This is a genomic window from Gimesia fumaroli, from assembly GCF_007754425.1.
In the GTDB taxonomy this organism is placed as follows: Bacteria; Planctomycetota; Planctomycetia; order Planctomycetales; family Planctomycetaceae; genus Gimesia; species Gimesia fumaroli.
On record NZ_CP037452.1, the window covers coordinates 2,838,833 to 2,855,937 of the forward strand.

The following is a 17,105-nucleotide window of genomic DNA, read 5'->3' on the forward strand; positions in this document are numbered from 1 at the left end:
ATATGGATAGTTCAACAGTTTTGGATCTGGGGAGAGAAGGATTGCTGATCATGCTGGAAGTCAGCGGACCGGTCATGCTGACAGCGGTTGTCGTCGGTCTGGTAATCAGTATCGGGCAGGCAGTCACTCAAATTCAAGATCAGACAATCAGTTTTGTTCCTAAAATTATCATGATGGTCCTGGCGATTCTGTATACCTTGCCTTGGATCACTTCGTTGCTTGTTGAATACAGCACAAACCTGATTACGAACATTCCTTCCCGCATTTGAATCTGTGGAAGCCGCTGAAACAGAGAATATGAGAAACTCGTGAGTGAACTTCTCGACCAATACGTAATGAATCCTTTGTTGCAGCTGGCTCCGGGACAGATTCTGCAATGGGCCATGCTGCAGTTTTATGCATTCACGTTGGTCCTGTTCCGTCTCAGTGGCCTGATGATTATTGGTCCGGTGTTTGGTCAGCCGATTTTTCCAACCAATATTCGCATCTTATTAATTCTGTGCCTGGCTTTGCTGATTACTCCGACGCTACACGATCAGGTTATCGTTGGTTTTTACGAACTGGATGCGAATCAGGATCAGCGGCTCAGTCAAGATGAAGTCCCGACTCACTTGCAGGACCGCTTCGAAGCTCTGGTAATCAGTGCCGGCCGTGAGGGAACACGCGAATTGACAGTGAATGACTACAAGTTTGTGGTCAACATGCCTGCTTCATTATTGGATTATGTCTGGTCGATTCTAGGGGAACTCACATTAGGACTCGCGCTGGGGCTGGGGGTCTACATCATTTTATTAAGTCTGCAGATGGCAGGTCAGATGATTGACCAGCAGGCGGGGATGGCTTTAGGTGAAGTCTTTAATCCCGGTTTTGATATGAATGCGTCCCTCAGTGGTCAGTATCTGTATTTTATCGGGATTACGGTTTTCCTGGTCATGGAACCGGTGAATGGGCACTTGTTAATGTTATCGTCCCTGATGGATACATTTCAGGTCTTCCCGGTCGGAGAAGGAATCGTTTCTACAAATACACTCGATCTGCTGCAGTCATTGATGCATCAGTCGTTAGTGTTGTCCATTAAAGTGGCTGCGCCGTTACTGGCGATCAGTGCGTTGATTTCCATCGCAATGGGCTATCTGGGGCATACTGTTCCGCAGATCAATGTGCTGGTCATTGGATTTCCGATTCGGGCCATGATCAGCCTGCTGGTGTTGATGTTTACCTTGTCCGGAGCAGCAGACATCGTGGTGGAGTCGATCCCGTCGGCCATTGACCAATTGAGTCGCAGTGCAGTGATGTAAGATGTAAAAACGGTTTGAGATCTAGAGTTCTATGGCAGAAAATGACAGTGGAGAAAAAACCGAGCAACCCACCGATCGCCGGCGCAATGAAGCCCGCGAGAAAGGGAACATTGCGAAAAGTACCGACTTAAATGCGGCTGGCATGATGCTGGCGGCGGCCTGTGTCCTCTATTTTTTCGCGGTTGGTCTCAGCAATGAGATGAAAAACTTTATGGAGCTCACACTGACAACGCCGGTCTGGCTGCAGATGGAACCTGTGAAGTTGATCGAACGTTGCGAAGCCATTATCAAATTGTTCCTGCAGGGAACCGCGATGACGATGATTGTGTTGTTCATTTCAGCGGTGCTCTTAAATATTGTGCAGGTTGGTTTTCTGATGTCACCTGATGTATTACAGATTAAGTGGGAGCGATTGAATCCCATTGAAGGGGCCAAGCGGATCATCTCAGTCCGTGGTTTAGTGAAGCTGGCTGTGAGTCTTGGGAAACTGAGTCTGCTGGTGATCATCGCAATCTGGTTCAGCTATCTGGTCTTCCCTAATTTTCTGGCTTTAATGGGGGCACCCCCCGAAACGATTCTGCGCGATATTTTTAATTCCACTGTCGAACTGGGAATTCTGCTGGCACTGGCTTTAATAGTGCTGGGGGGCATCGATTATGCATTTCAGAAATGGAAGCATGAAAAAGACCTGATGATGAGCAAGCAGGAAATTCGCGAAGAGATGAAATCGATGGAAGGAGACCCTCTACTTCGTCAGCGTCGTCGTGAAGCACACCGGAAGCTGGCGATGTCGCAGGAGCTTTCGAAAGTGGAATCTGCTGACGTGGTGATTACCAACCCGACTCATATCTCGATTGCGATCAAATACGATCCGGAGTCGATGCCGGCACCGGTTGTTGTAGCCAAAGGGGCAGGGGAGATCGCATTTCAGATTCGTAAAATTGCCAACGAACATGGGATTCCGATTATTGAGCGGAAAGCACTCGCGCGGCAGATGTACCGTGATGTGAAAACAGGCCAGGAAATTCCTTTCGAATTATACGAAGTGTTCGTGGAAATTATGGCTTACGTCTATAATCTGACCGGGAAGTCGATGCCGGACGCATAAGCGTTGCTGGAAACATTGTCTGTAGCGTAAACTGAGTTTCACTACCGACGGAACCGAGGGGCTTTCAAGCCGCAAAATTACCCGTTTTCGTTAATTTTCAGTAACAAAAGCGGGTTTTCTTGAGGTGGTCTCTGGTGTTTGATCCTGTTTCTCACCAAGATACAATGTAGAAGGATCGGCCGATCCAGTTAGCGACTTTCAGGCTTGTTTAAGGGGAATTCATGCGTTGGGAACATCCGGTTCAGTTCGCATCGCAGAGTGATGTTGGCTTTCGGCGGAGGAATAACGAAGATTCCATCTCTGTCCGCATTTGTAAAGACCAGGAAAGCTGGCGCGATCATGGGCATTTCTTTCTTGTAGCCGATGGAATGGGGGGGCACGCCGTTGGGGAACTGGCGAGTAAGATGGCGTCCGAGACAGTGCCGCATACGTTCTTTAAAAATAAACCCGGGCCTGTCGCAAAATCTTTGAAATCAGCCATCGAAGTTGCCAATCAGGCGATTAATGAGCGGGGGATGGCCAATCGCGAATTTATGCGGATGGGAACGACCTGCAGCTCGCTCTGTCTCTGTGCTGAGGGAGCCGTGATAGGTCATGTGGGAGACAGCCGAGTCTACCGGGTACGAGAAAATCGTATTGACCAACTGACGTTCGACCACAGTTTACAATGGGAGCTGATTCGACAGGGGCGCATGCGACCTGAAGAAGTTTATCTGAATGAACCCCGAAATGTGATTACCCGCTCATTAGGTCCCGAACCGGTGGTGAAGGTTGATATTGAGGGGCCTTATCCGGTGATGGCTGGCGACTGTTATATCTTGTGCAGTGATGGTTTGACGAGCCATTTGAAAGATGAAGAAATCGGGATGATCGCCAAGTATCTGGACCCCCGCGATGCTTGTCGATTGATGATCAACCTGGCCAATTTGAGAGGAGGCTCAGATAATATCTCGGTGGTTGTCGTCCGGGTCGGAGAATTACCGGATGGAAATCTGTCACAGGTGAAACCTCCGGAACCGGAACCGGACCTGGAACTCGACAAAGGGTACAGTGACTGGTTATGGCTAGCCGGAGTCTGGGGCGCGTCACTCATGGTTGCGACCGGGATCCTGATGTGGATCTTAACTAAATTTGACAAAGGGGAGTTTTTGACCTTTGGGGGCATGTCGTTGTTAGTGATGCTGCTGGTTCGAAAAGTGTTTGCACAACGCGAGTCCAACCAGCGCGAGGCCTATCTGGATACGAACAAGACGGTCGAATGGAAGCCTTACCGTTCCGAACGGTTGAAATTCAATACCGACTTCCTGCAGTATCTGACGACGATGGAATCTGAATTGCAGCGTGCTGCGATGGAAGAAGAGTGGACGATTGAATGGTCGGCGCATAATAAAATTTATTACGAAGCCAAGGAAGAGCTGGAAAAGAAGAAGTATCTGCAGGCGTTTCGGGACTTTTCTCGAGCGATTGATATTTTAATGACCGGTTTGCACTCTTACCGAAAAGAGATGGTTCATCAGGCACGTTGGAAAAAAGGGCCACCGACGGCGTCTCAGGACGATTGACCTCCCTAACAGGACACAGGGAGCGAAAAGATCAGTCGGATCCCGCCAGATCTTTTACTAATTTAACATTGGATTTCCATTCCCTTTCAGGTATGATTCGGCTCTTATTTCAGTGGCTTTGAAGCACTTGTGACACGGAGGTCGGTGTGTTCTTTACTCAAACAATCAGGCGGAAATTAGGTCTGGGGCTGGGAATCATATTCTGTATGCTGATTGTACTGGCATACGGGGCTGTTTCCGGGTTGCAATCTTATGATGCAACCGTCCAGGATTTTAATTATTCACTGAATGATCTACCTGACCGCGATCGGATGATTGTCTCGGTGGCAGCCCTTAATGATCCGCTTCAGAAAATCCGGGACGCACGGCCCGACTCAGCCGCCAGTGCTCATTATCAGCAGAAGTTCCAAACACAACTTCAAGAAGTTTATACCGAAATTGAGGGGTTTCTTCAAAAGGTGGATCGCGTCCCAGACCCGGCTTTAGGGACCTGGAAGGGCTTTGTAAAGTCACAACTCAGTGAGCATAGTTCGAGCAAAACAACGCTGAAGAATCTGTCACTGATGCAGGCGCAGTTGGAGAATCCTCAAGAGCGACACCGGGTCGCCGATAAGATGATTCTGGAAATCGCGCGGCTGGAAACACTGATGATGGAAGTCCGTGATATTCCCTCCAGTACGAAAGCCGTTCTGGACCGGGCCTCGAAAGTTTACCGTTCCCGTTCCAATTTGGTCTGGGTGACCTGTCTGGTTGTGTTTATCGCCTTTGGCTGTCTGATCTGGTACGGGTACCGGACAGTGCTCTCTCCCATTCAGGAGCTACATGAAGGGGCTCGAATTGTCGCCCAGGGGCATTTTGATCATCAGTTCAAGATCAAATCAAACGACGAGATGGCTGAGTTGGCAGAAGCATTCAACCAGATGACGATGCGGTTTAAGGAAAAACGGGATGAACTGAATCACAAAGTCGACGAACGCAGTAAACAGCTGGTACGGTCAGAAAGACTGGCCGGAATCGGGGTTCTGGCTGCAGGCGTGGCCCATGAAATCAATAACCCGTTGTCTGCCATTTCGATGGCGTCTGAGTCGCTACAGGGGCGGATGCTGGATCTGAAGCCGCATTGCGAGGAGTCTGAGATTGAGGTCGTCGAGCAATATCTTGGCTTGATTCAGCGCGAAGCCATGCGCTGCAGGGAGATCACATCAAAGTTACTTGATTTTTCTCGGGGGCAGAATTCTGTCCGGAGTAGGAATGATCTGTCTGGCGTCATCGAGGAAGTTTGCTCCATGGTCGGTTTGATCAAACGGCTCAAAGGGCGGAATATCCATTTTGAATCAAAGGGGCCTTGTAACGCGGAGTTTAACCCTGCTGAGATCAAGCAGGTTGTGTTGAATGTCATGACCAACGCGCTGGAATCAATGGAAGTGGGGGGGAATCTGGAAATCCAGGTGCGTGAAAATGTGGATTCAGTAACCCTGATTTTCAAGGATGATGGGTGCGGGATGACCCAGGAAGTGAAGGAAGGGTTGTTTGATCCCTTCTTTACTCAACGCGCTGATGGAACTGGCACGGGGTTGGGGATGTCGATTACCCACCGGATTATTAAGGATCATGGGGGCGAGATCGAAGTGGAGAGTGAAGGGCCAGGGAAGGGGAGTACAATTTTTGTAGATCTCCCCAAAAAAGCAAAGTCACAAAGTAAGGCAGCGTAAAAAGTTAAGTTAATTTTTTTGAAACGGACTTTCTGCAATTCTCCGATTGCCACGAATTTAAAAATCTGATATCAATCGTCACCCCCCACGAATGATTCACATAAAGTTAACGATGCAGGAGAAAATGGATGTTCTCTGTACAGCAGATTGCCTTGAAAATCCCCCTTCCTTACGTTTCGCGTATTGTGCAGAGAAAGGTCTTGGATGGAGTCCCGGTTCCGGGACGACGCAATTGAATGTCAAATCTGGAGAAAACGATGCGTTCGACCGATTCGAACTGGGTTTCTTCAGAACCTTTCCCCTTATCCTTCCTGAATACCATTCGGTTCTGAAATTTGTTAAATGGCTTTCTCTTTGGCAGGATGCTGAAGCAGGAAGAAGGAGCACAACTTGAGTAATTCGGTCAATAAATTACGAGTCTTGTTTGTCGACGATGAAGCAGCCATTCGGGAAGTGATGCGAATTGAGCTGCCACGCATGGGACATGATGTCACCATTTGTGAAGATGGTCAGTCGGCTTTGACTGCGTTAGATAAGATTACGTTTGACGCCGCAATTGTAGATTTGCGGATGCCTGGCCTTAGCGGCTGGGATGTCGTTGATCATATTAATAAGGTATCACCCGAGACAGAAGTCATTATCAGTACCGGCCACGGCAGTATTGATGAGGCGATCCAGGCGATTCGTCGTGGTGCATACGATTTTCTACCCAAGCCTTGCAAGCTGATTGATATTGCAACTGTGCTCCAGAAGGTGGCAGATAAACGTTCCCTGCAGAACAAAAATTACGCACTGGAATCACGGCTGAAGAGTGTGGAAGGGCCTTGCCAGATTGTTGGTGAAACGCCTCCGATGCTGCGGGTCAAAAAACTAATTGAGAAAATCGCCCCCACTGATTCAACGGCGTTGATTTTGGGAGAAACCGGAACGGGTAAGGAACTGGTCGCGCGACGGGTGCATGATTTGAGCATGCGTGCTTCAATGCCGTTTGTGCCGGTTAACTGTGGCGCGTTGCCTGAAAATCTGGTAGAGAGCGAACTGTTCGGACATCGGAAAGGTGCTTTCACAGGGGCTGATACGCCACGCAAAGGGCTGATTGAAATTGCCAATGGCGGTACCCTCTTTTTGGATGAGCTGGGTGAGCTTGATAAAACCATGCAGGTCAAGCTGCTGCGTTTTCTGGAATCGGGTGAAGTACGACGGGTCGGTGACAGCGAAACATTTCATGTTGATGTTCGCATTGTCTGTGCCACCAACCGGGATTTGCAGGACATGGTCAATGAGGGCACGTTTCGTGAAGACCTCTATTTCCGGGTGAATACATTTGAGATTAACTTGCCTGCTTTACGAGAGCGTAAAGGAGATATTCCTGAAATTTCTCGTGTGTTGCTGAAGCGTCATCTGAAGAAGGATTCGATTCCCCATGATATTCTTGCACCGGAGACCATTGAGATCCTGCAGGCTTATGACTGGAAGGGAAATGTCCGGGAATTGGCAAATGCATTAGAGCATGCCGTGATTCTTTGGGATGGTGTACAGATTATGCCAGAAGATCTACCAGCCAATTTAACCCGTAATTCTTCGATTCCCATTTCCTCCAGTTCGACTGCTGTGAACTGGACTGAGGGAGCTGAGGGGAAAACCCTGCGGGACATTGAAATGGAAGTAATTTACCACGTCCTGGATAAGCATGATGGTGATAAGCCCAAATGTGCGGCCGAGTTGGGAATTGCTCTCAAGACACTTTACAATAAGTTGAATCAGTATCAGACGCGGGCTGCTGGCTAGGTTGTTTGATCACTTTAGATTTCAAAAAAAAATGCTCTGGTAAAATACCAGAGCATTTTTTGAAAGCATTTTGAAAAATGGCAGATCACTCATGGAAGGAGTTGATCGCATTTTTTAAATGGCTGTCGCCTGCAATGCTGTGATCGCAGGCGACGTTGTGGGTTTCAATTAGTATTTTCGAATGACCCCGGTCACAACTCCAAGGATGTCAACGTTTTTGGAATAGATCGGTTGCATACTGGAATTCGCTGGCTCAAGACGAATTCGATCGCCTTCTGAGTAGTAGCGTTTCAGTGTTGCTTCCTGACCATCAACCAAAGCGACAACAATATCGCCTTCTTTGCATGTGTTTTGCTTGTGAACGATCACATAGTCGCCATCCGCGATCTGATCTTCGATCATGGAGACGCCTTTGACTTTCAAGCAGAACTGATCATCGGGATCAAACAAAGGTCCGAAGTCGATGTGCTCGTCGTCCTGCACAGCAAGAACAGGACTGCCAGCGGCAATCTGTCCGGCGAGTGGAAGACGTGTTCGTTTCTGTGAATGGTCACAGAGTTGAATTGCCCGTGACATGTGAGATTCGCGGGTAATCAGCCCTTTCTTTTCCAGAGCCTTCAAGTGGCACATCACGCCATTGGGAGAGCGGATGCCAAAATTCGCACCGATTTCACGGACAGTTGGTCCATATCCCCGGTTGATAATTTTGTCTTTCAAGAAATCGTAAATCTCTTGTTGACGTTGTGTAAGGTTTGCTTTGGTGCCTGCCATAACAAAGTACCTCATTTCTTAAAGAAGAGTGAACTAATCATTGATTCCTGGAACAAACAGGAATCCATAAACGTATTACCCAAAACGAACATGAATTGGGATTTAAAAAACAACTTACGATATCAGGACAAAAGAGGGTGTTTCATATGTGTGATAAGCATTGAAAATCCTGAGTAACGTGTGTGTGTCTTTTATTCTAGTATACTGTCGTCTACACGGCAAGTATGGCAATCAAAAAACATGAAATTCCAATTGCCATTTAGGCGTTTCTGACAGCAGTTTTACCTTATGTAGTGGATGTAAGTTGCTGAAAATATTGCAGTTGTGGTTTATTAACTATGTTATAAAAAAAAGGATGTTTTTCTGGATATTTGTCAAAATGTTCATAGAGAGTTGATAGCATTACTGTAGGTGAGTTGACTGATATTAAAAGTACCCTTTAAAAAAATACCAAATAAGAGTGACTCATCTAAGTAAGATACGCGTTTATCTCTGAAAACCTGCACAATATGCTTGTCTCACTAGTAGGTTGTATAGTGGAACGTGATTCTTAACATAGAAAAATTAGAAATTAATAATTAATTTAGACAAAATCAAAAAAAGTAGAAGGATTTCAAGGTTCATGTATGTCTAGCTAATGGCTACTTAGGATTCTTGAGTCGAAAGGCATTGGAACCAGCAGCCGGATACTTTAAGGCTCAGTTCATGTAATCCAGGAAGTGGGAACTCGAAGCAGGTGATTGAAACGTTGAGTCCACAGACCAGGGTGCGGCGCGGATTTACTCTGATTGAATTACTGGTCACCTTGACCATTATCGGTTTGCTGATTGCTTTGTTAGTGCCTGCCGTACAGAGAGTGCGAGAAGCAGCTCGAAAAATGCAGTGTGCTAATCATCTGAAACAGATCGGTCTGGCAGTGCAGGCGTATCATGATTCGCACCAAGTTCTGCCGTTTGGAGTGGGGACAGATTATGATGGGCCGATTTCTTCATTGGGGACACTCGATGATCGGAGGTATTCCGCTCATGCTTTGTTACTGCCTTACCTTGATCAGTCGGTTGTCTACAACCAGCTCAACTTCAATGTGGCTCCGTTTCACCCCTTTGTGAATGCTGCCAATGACGAGCAGGACGAACTGGCCAAGCGGTTTGATGAGGTGGTGAACGGCCCGGCTGCCGCGACGAGGTTAAGTGTGTTTCTCTGTCCCAGTGATCTGGATCGGTTGAAAGGTCGCTGGGGACCGAATAACTACCGTTCTTGTAATGGCAGTTCCTGGTCGGGCCGTGAGGGGAATGGCATGTTTGGCCAGAACAGCAGTGTCCGTCTGGGCGATGTGACGGATGGTCTTTCCAATACCGCCATGTTCAGCGAGCACGCTAAAGGGACCTGGGATGACACGCTGATTGATCCCCTGTCGGACCTTTATAATCTACAGGGAGTCTGGACGGAAAGCCAATTCGCAGAGGCCTGCGGGAGTTTAACGCCTCAGACGGCGAGCGCGTATCAATATGATGTTGAATCAGGGCAAACCTGGCTGGCAGGCAACATGAACTGGACTCGTTATAACCATGTGCGGACGCCCAACCGGATAAACTGCAAGAATGGTTTTACCTGGGATGGCGTGATCCTGAATCCCTCCAGTTGGCACGCGAATGGCGTCAATGTGTTGCTGGGGGATGGGGGCGTCCGGTTTGTCAATGAAAATATCAATGCGGAAATCTGGCGATCACTGGGTACGATTTCCGGTGGAGAGCAGACTGCGGGGTTGGGGATATGAAGCAGGTGACGAATTCCAGACTCTGCTGGGCATTTGTGGTGTGGATGGCGTTAAGCTTTCTTTCACCGTTATCTGCAGAATCTGCGGATCGCGAGATTTTTTTCAGCTTTTTGAGTGAGCAATTTGATAATGAATTGCTGGTGCCGCTGGGCAGGGGGACTGTCAGGTTGCTGGAGCCTCAGGCCGATGGTTTGTTATTTAACCTGCCGGCAGGATATAAGTTGAATGCGGTTGGAGTCAGTCCGCGTTTTCAAATTCGGGGTGACTTTGAAATCATTGCATCTTATGAAGTTCCCGCCTGGAAAAACCCGGAATCGGGCTACGGAATGGGGCCGGGGTTGTACCTGAAAATGCATGATGAGAAAGAGTCGGCGGTTAACATTGGACGATTGCTACGTCCGAAACAGAAGCATGTTTTTAATGCAACCTTGTCGACAACGGAGGACGCGCAACGAAAGCATAACGTGAAACTGTTCGATGCCAAAACCGATTCCGGAAAACTGAAACTGGTCCGAACAGGGAATCTGTTGACCTTTTTCGTGATGGACGGGACAGACGGTTCATTTCGGGAATTACGTGAAGTGGAACTGGGAACTGCTGACGTAGACCTGCTACGACTGGGAGCACAGCAAAGTGATATCAAAACTCCTGTGCAAGTATTGTGGAAGGACCTGTTTATCAAAGCGGCGTCGTTTCCGAATCATCCGGATTCCCTGGCCAAAGGGGAACGCCAGCATGTGCCCCATTATCAACCCGCTCCACAGCCGGAATCCATTTCCCTTTATTGGAGTCTGCTGGCGGGAATTGGTTTACTGCTCGTTTTGGGGACCGCAGTCTGGGTGAAGAAACGAGCTTAAGCGAAGGACTGATCTGACTGCGAGAAGCTTTGGTTGCAGTCAGTGGCATTCTCTTTTGTCGAGCATGTGATCGTGAAAAAACGAGCTCGGACTGGCATCTGTGAAGGGACTCTGGTTAGACTGGAGACAACATATTCAGCCTGAAATTCCGGCTATATTTTTCTGTCACAGAGCAACATACGAGAAAGCGGGGGAACGATGTTTCAGAATGATGACCAATTCTCAATGGATCGCAGGTCAGCTTTGCAAAATATTGGGTTGGCGTTATTGTCAGCTGGCGTTTTTCAGGGCGCTTCTCGTGCAGGCAATGTCTTTGCAGAAGACCAGCTTCCGGCATTCGATGACAGTCGGCTGGGAGAATTGAAAGATCTGAATGGCTACTTCCCGTTTACGCCGAGTGAATCACCGGAAGCATGGGAAAAACGGGCGGAGTATGTGCGACGCCAAATTAAGGTGGCTGCTGGAGTCTGGCCGGAACCGGAGAACACCAAGATCAACGCGACCGTGCACGGCAAAGTCGATCGGGATGATTACACCGTTGAGAAAGTCTTCTTTGAAAGTTCTCCGGGTTTGTATGTCACCGGAAATCTGTATCGGCCCAAAGGTAAGCAGGGCCCGTTCCCGATGGTTCTGTCTCCACACGGTCACTTTGCGGAAGGCCGTTTTTATGACAGTGGCGAAAAACGCGTTCAGGCAGATATCAAAGCGGGTGCCGAAAAGTATGAAGTCGGCGGCAGATATCCATTGCAGGCCCGTTGTGTGCAACTGGCCCGGATGGGGTGCATGGTTTTTCATTATGACATGCTGGGTTATGCAGATGGATTCTGTCTGAGTTACGATGTGATTCATCGTTTCGCGAAACAGCGACTGGAGATGTCGAGCGAGAAGAACTGGGGTTTATTCAGTGCGCAATCGGAGTTGCGTCTGATTAGTGCGCTCGGTTTGCAGACGTTGAACTCAATTCGGGCATTGGACTGGGTGAGTTCGTTGCCTGAAGTCGATCCGCAGCGGATTGGTATTACTGGTGCCAGTGGTGGGGGAACACAGACCTTCATTCTCGCCGCCATTGATAATCGGATCACCGCGGCGTTTCCGGCGGTGATGGTCTCGACGGCAATGCAGGGGGGCTGCACTTGTGAAAACGCGACTTATTTACGAGTCGATACGGGGAACATCGAGTTTGCCGCACTGGTTGCTCCTCGTCCCCTGGGCATGACGGCCGCGGATGACTGGACGAAAGAGATTGAAACCAAGGGGCTGCCCGAGTTGAAACAGCACTTCAAAATGATGGGGGTTCCTGAAAATGTAGTCGGGAAATATTATCCGTTCCCACATAATTATAATTATGTCAGCCGCGCGATGATGTATGAGTTTTTCAATCAGCACTTCAAGCTGGGAATCAAAACGCCGATCATCGAAGCCGATTTTGAACCTCTGACGCGCGAAGAGTTGTCAGTCTGGAATAAAAAGTATCCTGGTCCTCCGGGCGATGAGCAGTCTGAGATCAAAATTTTACATACACTGGCCCGGAATAATGCCAGACAGATTCAGGAGCTCACTCCGCATGATCAGAAGAGCCTCGCCGAATATCGTCGTGTCGTGGGAGGTGCTTTCGAAGTGATGGTCGGGCGTTCTTTGCCTGGAGCAGATGATCTGGAAGCAGAGCAATTTTCGGAAGAAGAAAAGCAGGGCTTTCGCCAGTATTTCACAATGATTAAGAATAAACGCTATGGGGAAGCCACTCCGGCCCTGTTTCTGCTGCCGAATCAGTGGAATCAAAAAGTCGTGATCTGGTTGGACGACAAGGGGAAGGCGGGCTTACTCAAACAGGACGGTTCTCTGGCGGCACCGATTCAGAGACTCGTTGATGCGGGTACGGCGGTGGCCGGGCTTGATGTATTGTATCAGGGTGATTTTAACCAGAAGCAACCTGCGCCCACAGAAATGCCCGTAGTAAAGAATCCTCGTGAGTTCGCCGGTTATACATTGGGCTATAACCACCCGGTCTTTTCCAAGCAGATTCACGATATTTTAAACGTGCTCTCCTTTTCGAAACATCACGAAAGTAATCCGCAGTCAATCAGTCTGGCCGGTTTTGGTTTTTCCGGCGTCCGGGCGGCTGCGGCCTGTGCACATTCACCAGAATTAATCAGTCGTCTGGCTGTTGACACAGGCGGGTTTCGATTTACCGAAATCACGAACATTCGGGATTTGCGACTCTGGCCCGGGGCTGTGAAATATGGTGATGTGACCGGATTGTTATCGTTGTGTGAGCCTGCGGCACTCTGGATGGCGGGCAGTTCGGCAACGGTTCCGAAACTCGTGCAGGCAACCTATAACTCTGCTGGTTTATTGAACAAGGTTGAAGTGTTTCATGAATCCGCTAACCGGGAAAATGCGGCCGTTGACTGGTTGTTAAAAGGTTGAGCATTCCCGGGGATTTCGAAAATTAAAAAAAGTTGATGCAATTCAGATCAGGATACTTATACTATCGTGTAGGTGTATCCTGACTGATTGTCTCAAACCAGAATTAATGCGCTTCAGAGGAGTTTTTCCATGTATCGAGGAATTCGACTGACAACCAGAACTGTGGCTGGGATGTTTTTGACACTGCTACTGGTGTTCGCCCTGCCGGCTTCCGGGACTGCCGCAGAACGCGTGAAATTAAAGTATGGTTGGGAGAAGGGGCAACAATTTGCCTATCAGGTGAAAATTGACGTCACCATGGAAAACTACTCTGAGACCCTCTCTGGTGTATCTCAGTATCAAGTGATCAAATCCGATGCCGACAGTTTTACGGTGAAGTGTACGGGCAGACTGAGTTCTGCTACGCAGAGTAAAAGTAAGCGAATGCTGATCCCTCCGATGCGCATCCATCGTCATCGGAGTCCGTTTGCCGGGCTGGCTCATAGTATGTCAGGGGCATTTGAATCGCATGTCCTTGAGCTGAATCGTTTCGGCGAAATTGATACGGTGAAAGGCTCCTCGCTGTTACCTTATTTGATCGGGCACCTTTCCAAAATCAATCTGATCCCGCTTTCTCCTGAGGGGAAGTCTGAATGGTCGGAAAGTGAAAAAACGACTGTTTCGATTATTTCCACAGACCGAATTCCGCTACCGTTTCGAGATTCGAATGTTGAGAAGACAATGGGGGCAAAACAGACAACCGAATATAAGATCACAGGTGAGAAAGGGGATGCTGTAACGATTGCAGTCACTCACTCTTATCGCACCGTGGGGACTGTGGATGGCGAACCGGAAATTGAACTATCGGGAACAGGCACGATTGAATTCGATAAAAAACAGGGGGGCGTGAAAAGCCTGTTATTAAATTACAAAATGTTCCGTCGTTCTGAAACTAGCGTTCACAAAATTCCGATCACGATTTCTTCGAAACAGCTCTCAGAAAAGGAGTTGGCCAAGCTCAGAGCCGATCAGGAAGAATTGCGGAAGAAACATCTGGCGGAAAGGAAGAAACGGGAGGCAGCTTCCAAGTTCGAGATTCCTGAGAATATTGATGCCGATCTGAAGGAAATTCTCACAGATCTGGCATCAAAAAATATCTTGAAACGCAAGGCAGCGCTCAAGAAATTAAGTCAGGCCAAACCGAAGAAGGACAAGCAGCAAGTCTCTCAAATCTTGATCTGTGTCTTGAACAGCAAAGATATTTCTGTTGTCGCTGATGCATCGGAGGCCTTAGTCGTTTGGTCTACTAAAGATGATATCCCTGCAATGATTGAGGTCCTGTCAGATGTCAACATTCTGGGGTTGGATAATGTGGCTGAGGCGATCCTGAAACACAAGACACCGGAAGGTATCGAGGCAGTGGCAAAATTGATGAAAGACCCGGTTAAAGGGCATCGAATTTCGACCAAGCTGATTGCTTATGGCAGCGGGGCGGAAGATGCTGTACTGGAACAGCTAGATCCATCGAATTTTGTGGTTCTGGTCGGTGTGCTGCGCGTGCTCAAAGAGATCGGGACCGAGAAAACTCTGAAGAAAATTGAAGAAATCAAGCGTACCACCGATAACAGAAGTTTTCAGTTTCAAACTGCTGCGACGGTGAAAGCGATCGAAGCTCGTTTGGATCAGACTAAGAGCTAGTGCTTTGTCAAACTGGAAATTGAGAGTGGGGAGTGTTGTTTACGTTCTCCCTTGTCGCACTCTCATGATCTCCATTAACCAAAATATTAAAAATGACACTCCATTAGTAGCATCGAAAACAAAGGCGACGCTTAGTTCTCTGACAACTCCTGGGGAGAACGGAATAGTGTTTCTTCTGGTTCGCTCTCGTTTGAGATCCGGATGATCGCTGGCTTTTCCTCTAGTGAGAGTTCATCTATCGAATTGAAGGTATTGATTTCCAATGCGTCTTCTTCAGCCTTGACTGCAGGTTGGGACATCACAGGTTTAGAGACCGGGGGTTGAGATACAACTGGCCTGAACTGAATTTCTTCTTGTTCCTCTTTCAGAGAAGTCTGTGAGATCAGCTTTTGTCTAACAACTGGGGTGGTCGCGTTAAGAGACTGTCTGGGAGTTCTCTCCACTGGTTGTTTCGCACTGACCAACTGCGTGGTTTGTCTTGCCGGCTGTGTCTTTGCTGGAGTTTCGGCTGGTGTGACTTCGCGTTTGGGGGCCTTCGTTTGAGGAGTTCCCTGGTTGGCAGCCAGTTTTTGTTCCGGTTTTTGTTCCTGTTTTGCCAGGTAAATATTTTTCATTTCCGCCAATTCTGCAGCGGCCAGACCAGCAGTTTCCAGTGTGGGGTCTTCTGTTAAGGCCAGATCATATTCTTCCAGTGCGAGTTCGCCTTCTCCTCTTTGAGTGTGGATGTAGGCAAGATTCGCATGTGCTTCTGCAGGAGGCATGATATTGCGGAAGAGCGTGAAGCTTTCTTTAAACCGCCCTTGATGACCAACGGTTAATGCCAGATTATTGATGATGCGGGAGTTTTTGGCATCGTTCTGTAATGCTGCTGTAAAGATTTTTTCAGCAGCATCGTATTGTCCCCGTTGGAAGAGTGCGTATCCAAAGTCGTTTAATACTTCCGAGTTGGTCGGATCAAGCTGTCGTGCCTGTGTGAAATAGCGTGTGGCTGCAACAGAATCTCCTAAGCGAGAGCAGACAATTCCCAGCCGATGGCAGGCTTTGACACTTTTGGGATCCTTTTTGAGATGCTTTTCATACTGTTCCCGGGCGGCCAACCATTCATTTTTACTTTCGTATGATCTGCCCGCCGCAAGCATGTTTTGGGGCTTTTTCTGGCCTGGCAGGGCAGATTTCACTTTGGAAACCTGATTGCCTAGACTGGCACAGCCTTGAATTGAAAATGTGATGAGAAGGATCACAGTTGAACAAAACAATCCTTTGTTGTTCATAATTCTGTTCCTGGCGTTGTTTTGACTGACTTAATTTCAAATCAGATCGATTTAGTTGTATGACTTAAATATTCAGTGAAACTGTTGTTTGGTTTCGTACTAGTCGTTTCAACAGATTGCAGCACCGGGTTGTGCATATGAATGTCATTAAAAAGTGGACGGATTCCAAAGAAGAACCCGTCCACCGGATGAAAATATCTCAGCAAAAACCTGTTCTTCGATTAGAAGATACCAGCGCCACCACCACCGATGCCGCCGCCAAATCCTGAACCGAATCCACCGAATCCGCCATATCCACCACCACCGTTGTTGCGGTTTCTGAATCCGTTGTTGTAGGTTCGATAAGCTTCAAATCCTTCGAAGCCTGGTGTGAAGGCTGGTGCCACAACGACGCGTTCGTCAGCATCCTGGACATTCATTGCCTGCAGCATTTTGACGATTACGTTTCGACGGTGCATATCGAGGTCGTCATTTCCGTGAATCGGATATTTGTATTCATCCGATTCTTTGACGGACATCGAGCTGGGCTGAACAACAACCGGAAAGGGAGTTGAAATCATCCGAACCGCGATTTGTTTGATGTGATCTTCGCCGGCAGCATTCAGCTTTGCAGTCGCGCCAACGAATTCACTTTCGACAATCACGAAGTCGGAAGCCTCTCCGTTTTCTTCCTGCTTTTGCCAAATGTCATCACTGATCGTTCCTAAAGGTGCTACAGAATCATAGGGAATCTGAGCGTGATGCTGTTTATGTTGGCAACCACTGACCAGTATTGCTGCCAGGGCAATAGCAGGCAAACTTGCAATTTTGGGTTGTATAGACATCGCTTACTTCCTTGTATTTCTCTCACATCATGA

The 17,105-nt window shown here is 48.1% G+C and carries 13 protein-coding genes; 10 read left to right on the forward strand and 3 right to left on the reverse strand.

Features of this window, described 5'->3' with window-relative positions; genetic code table 11:
- Positions 1-2: 2 nt before the first annotated feature.
- The 6 genes from fliQ to Enr17x_RS10775 all read left to right on the forward strand — a co-directional run bounded on the left by fliQ (position 3) and on the right by Enr17x_RS10775 (position 7,468).
- Positions 3-269, forward strand: coding sequence for a flagellar biosynthesis protein FliQ (fliQ, locus tag Enr17x_RS10750; protein ID WP_145308555.1), 267 nt, complete (start codon positions 3-5; stop codon positions 267-269).
- Between the two features lie 39 nt (positions 270-308).
- A complete protein-coding gene (locus tag Enr17x_RS10755) occupies positions 309-1,298 on the forward strand; it encodes a flagellar biosynthetic protein FliR (RefSeq protein WP_145308558.1) in 990 nt (329 codons plus the stop codon).
- Between the two features lie 31 nt (positions 1,299-1,329).
- The gene (gene flhB / locus Enr17x_RS10760; RefSeq protein ID WP_145308560.1) at positions 1,330-2,406 is read left to right on the forward strand and encodes a flagellar biosynthesis protein FlhB; all 1,077 of its coding nucleotides are present in this window, start codon (positions 1,330-1,332) and stop codon (positions 2,404-2,406) included.
- Positions 2,407-2,627: 221 nt separating this feature from the next.
- Positions 2,628-3,968, forward strand: coding sequence for a PP2C family protein-serine/threonine phosphatase (locus Enr17x_RS10765; protein WP_145308562.1), 1,341 nt, complete (start codon positions 2,628-2,630; stop codon positions 3,966-3,968).
- 146 nt (positions 3,969-4,114) lie between these two features.
- Positions 4,115-5,680 carry a sensor histidine kinase gene (locus Enr17x_RS10770; protein WP_145308564.1) on the forward strand — a complete coding sequence of 522 codons (1,566 nt, stop codon included), beginning with the start codon at positions 4,115-4,117 and terminating at the stop codon, positions 5,678-5,680.
- Between the two features lie 390 nt (positions 5,681-6,070).
- Positions 6,071-7,468, forward strand: a complete 1,398-nt coding sequence (locus tag Enr17x_RS10775) for a sigma-54-dependent transcriptional regulator (RefSeq protein ID WP_145308565.1) — start codon at positions 6,071-6,073, stop codon at positions 7,466-7,468.
- Between the two features lie 168 nt (positions 7,469-7,636).
- Here Enr17x_RS10775 and lexA read toward each other — a convergent pair whose 3' ends face one another.
- Positions 7,637-8,239 carry a transcriptional repressor LexA gene (gene lexA / locus Enr17x_RS10780; protein ID WP_145039453.1) on the reverse strand — a complete coding sequence of 201 codons (603 nt, stop codon included), beginning with the start codon at positions 8,237-8,239 and terminating at the stop codon, positions 7,637-7,639.
- A gap of 736 nt (positions 8,240-8,975) precedes the next feature.
- Here lexA and Enr17x_RS10785 point away from each other — a divergent pair.
- From Enr17x_RS10785 to Enr17x_RS10800, 4 genes are all read left to right on the forward strand, one after another.
- Positions 8,976-10,016, forward strand: coding sequence for a DUF1559 domain-containing protein (locus Enr17x_RS10785; RefSeq protein WP_145308566.1), 1,041 nt, complete (start codon positions 8,976-8,978; stop codon positions 10,014-10,016).
- A 5-nt stretch (positions 10,017-10,021) separates the two neighbouring features.
- Positions 10,022-10,873, forward strand: a complete 852-nt coding sequence (locus Enr17x_RS10790; RefSeq protein WP_198001091.1) for a DUF1583 domain-containing protein — start codon at positions 10,022-10,024, stop codon at positions 10,871-10,873.
- Positions 10,874-11,098: 225 nt separating this feature from the next.
- A complete protein-coding gene (locus Enr17x_RS10795) occupies positions 11,099-13,300 on the forward strand; it encodes an alpha/beta hydrolase family protein (RefSeq protein WP_198001092.1) in 2,202 nt (733 codons plus the stop codon).
- Positions 13,301-13,429: 129 nt separating this feature from the next.
- Positions 13,430-14,977, forward strand: a complete 1,548-nt coding sequence (locus tag Enr17x_RS10800; protein WP_145308573.1) for a HEAT repeat domain-containing protein — start codon at positions 13,430-13,432, stop codon at positions 14,975-14,977.
- A 131-nt stretch (positions 14,978-15,108) separates the two neighbouring features.
- Here the strand turns inward: Enr17x_RS10800 and Enr17x_RS10805 are convergent, their stop codons facing one another.
- Together Enr17x_RS10805 and Enr17x_RS10810 are read right to left on the reverse strand one after the other, a co-directional pair.
- Positions 15,109-16,248, reverse strand: coding sequence for a tetratricopeptide repeat protein (locus Enr17x_RS10805; protein ID WP_145308575.1), 1,140 nt, complete (start codon positions 16,246-16,248; stop codon positions 15,109-15,111).
- Positions 16,249-16,469: 221 nt separating this feature from the next.
- On the reverse strand, positions 16,470-17,072 hold the full coding sequence (locus Enr17x_RS10810; RefSeq protein ID WP_145308577.1) for a hypothetical protein: 603 nt from the start codon (positions 17,070-17,072) through the stop codon (positions 16,470-16,472).
- Between the last annotated feature and the right edge of the window lie 33 nt (positions 17,073-17,105).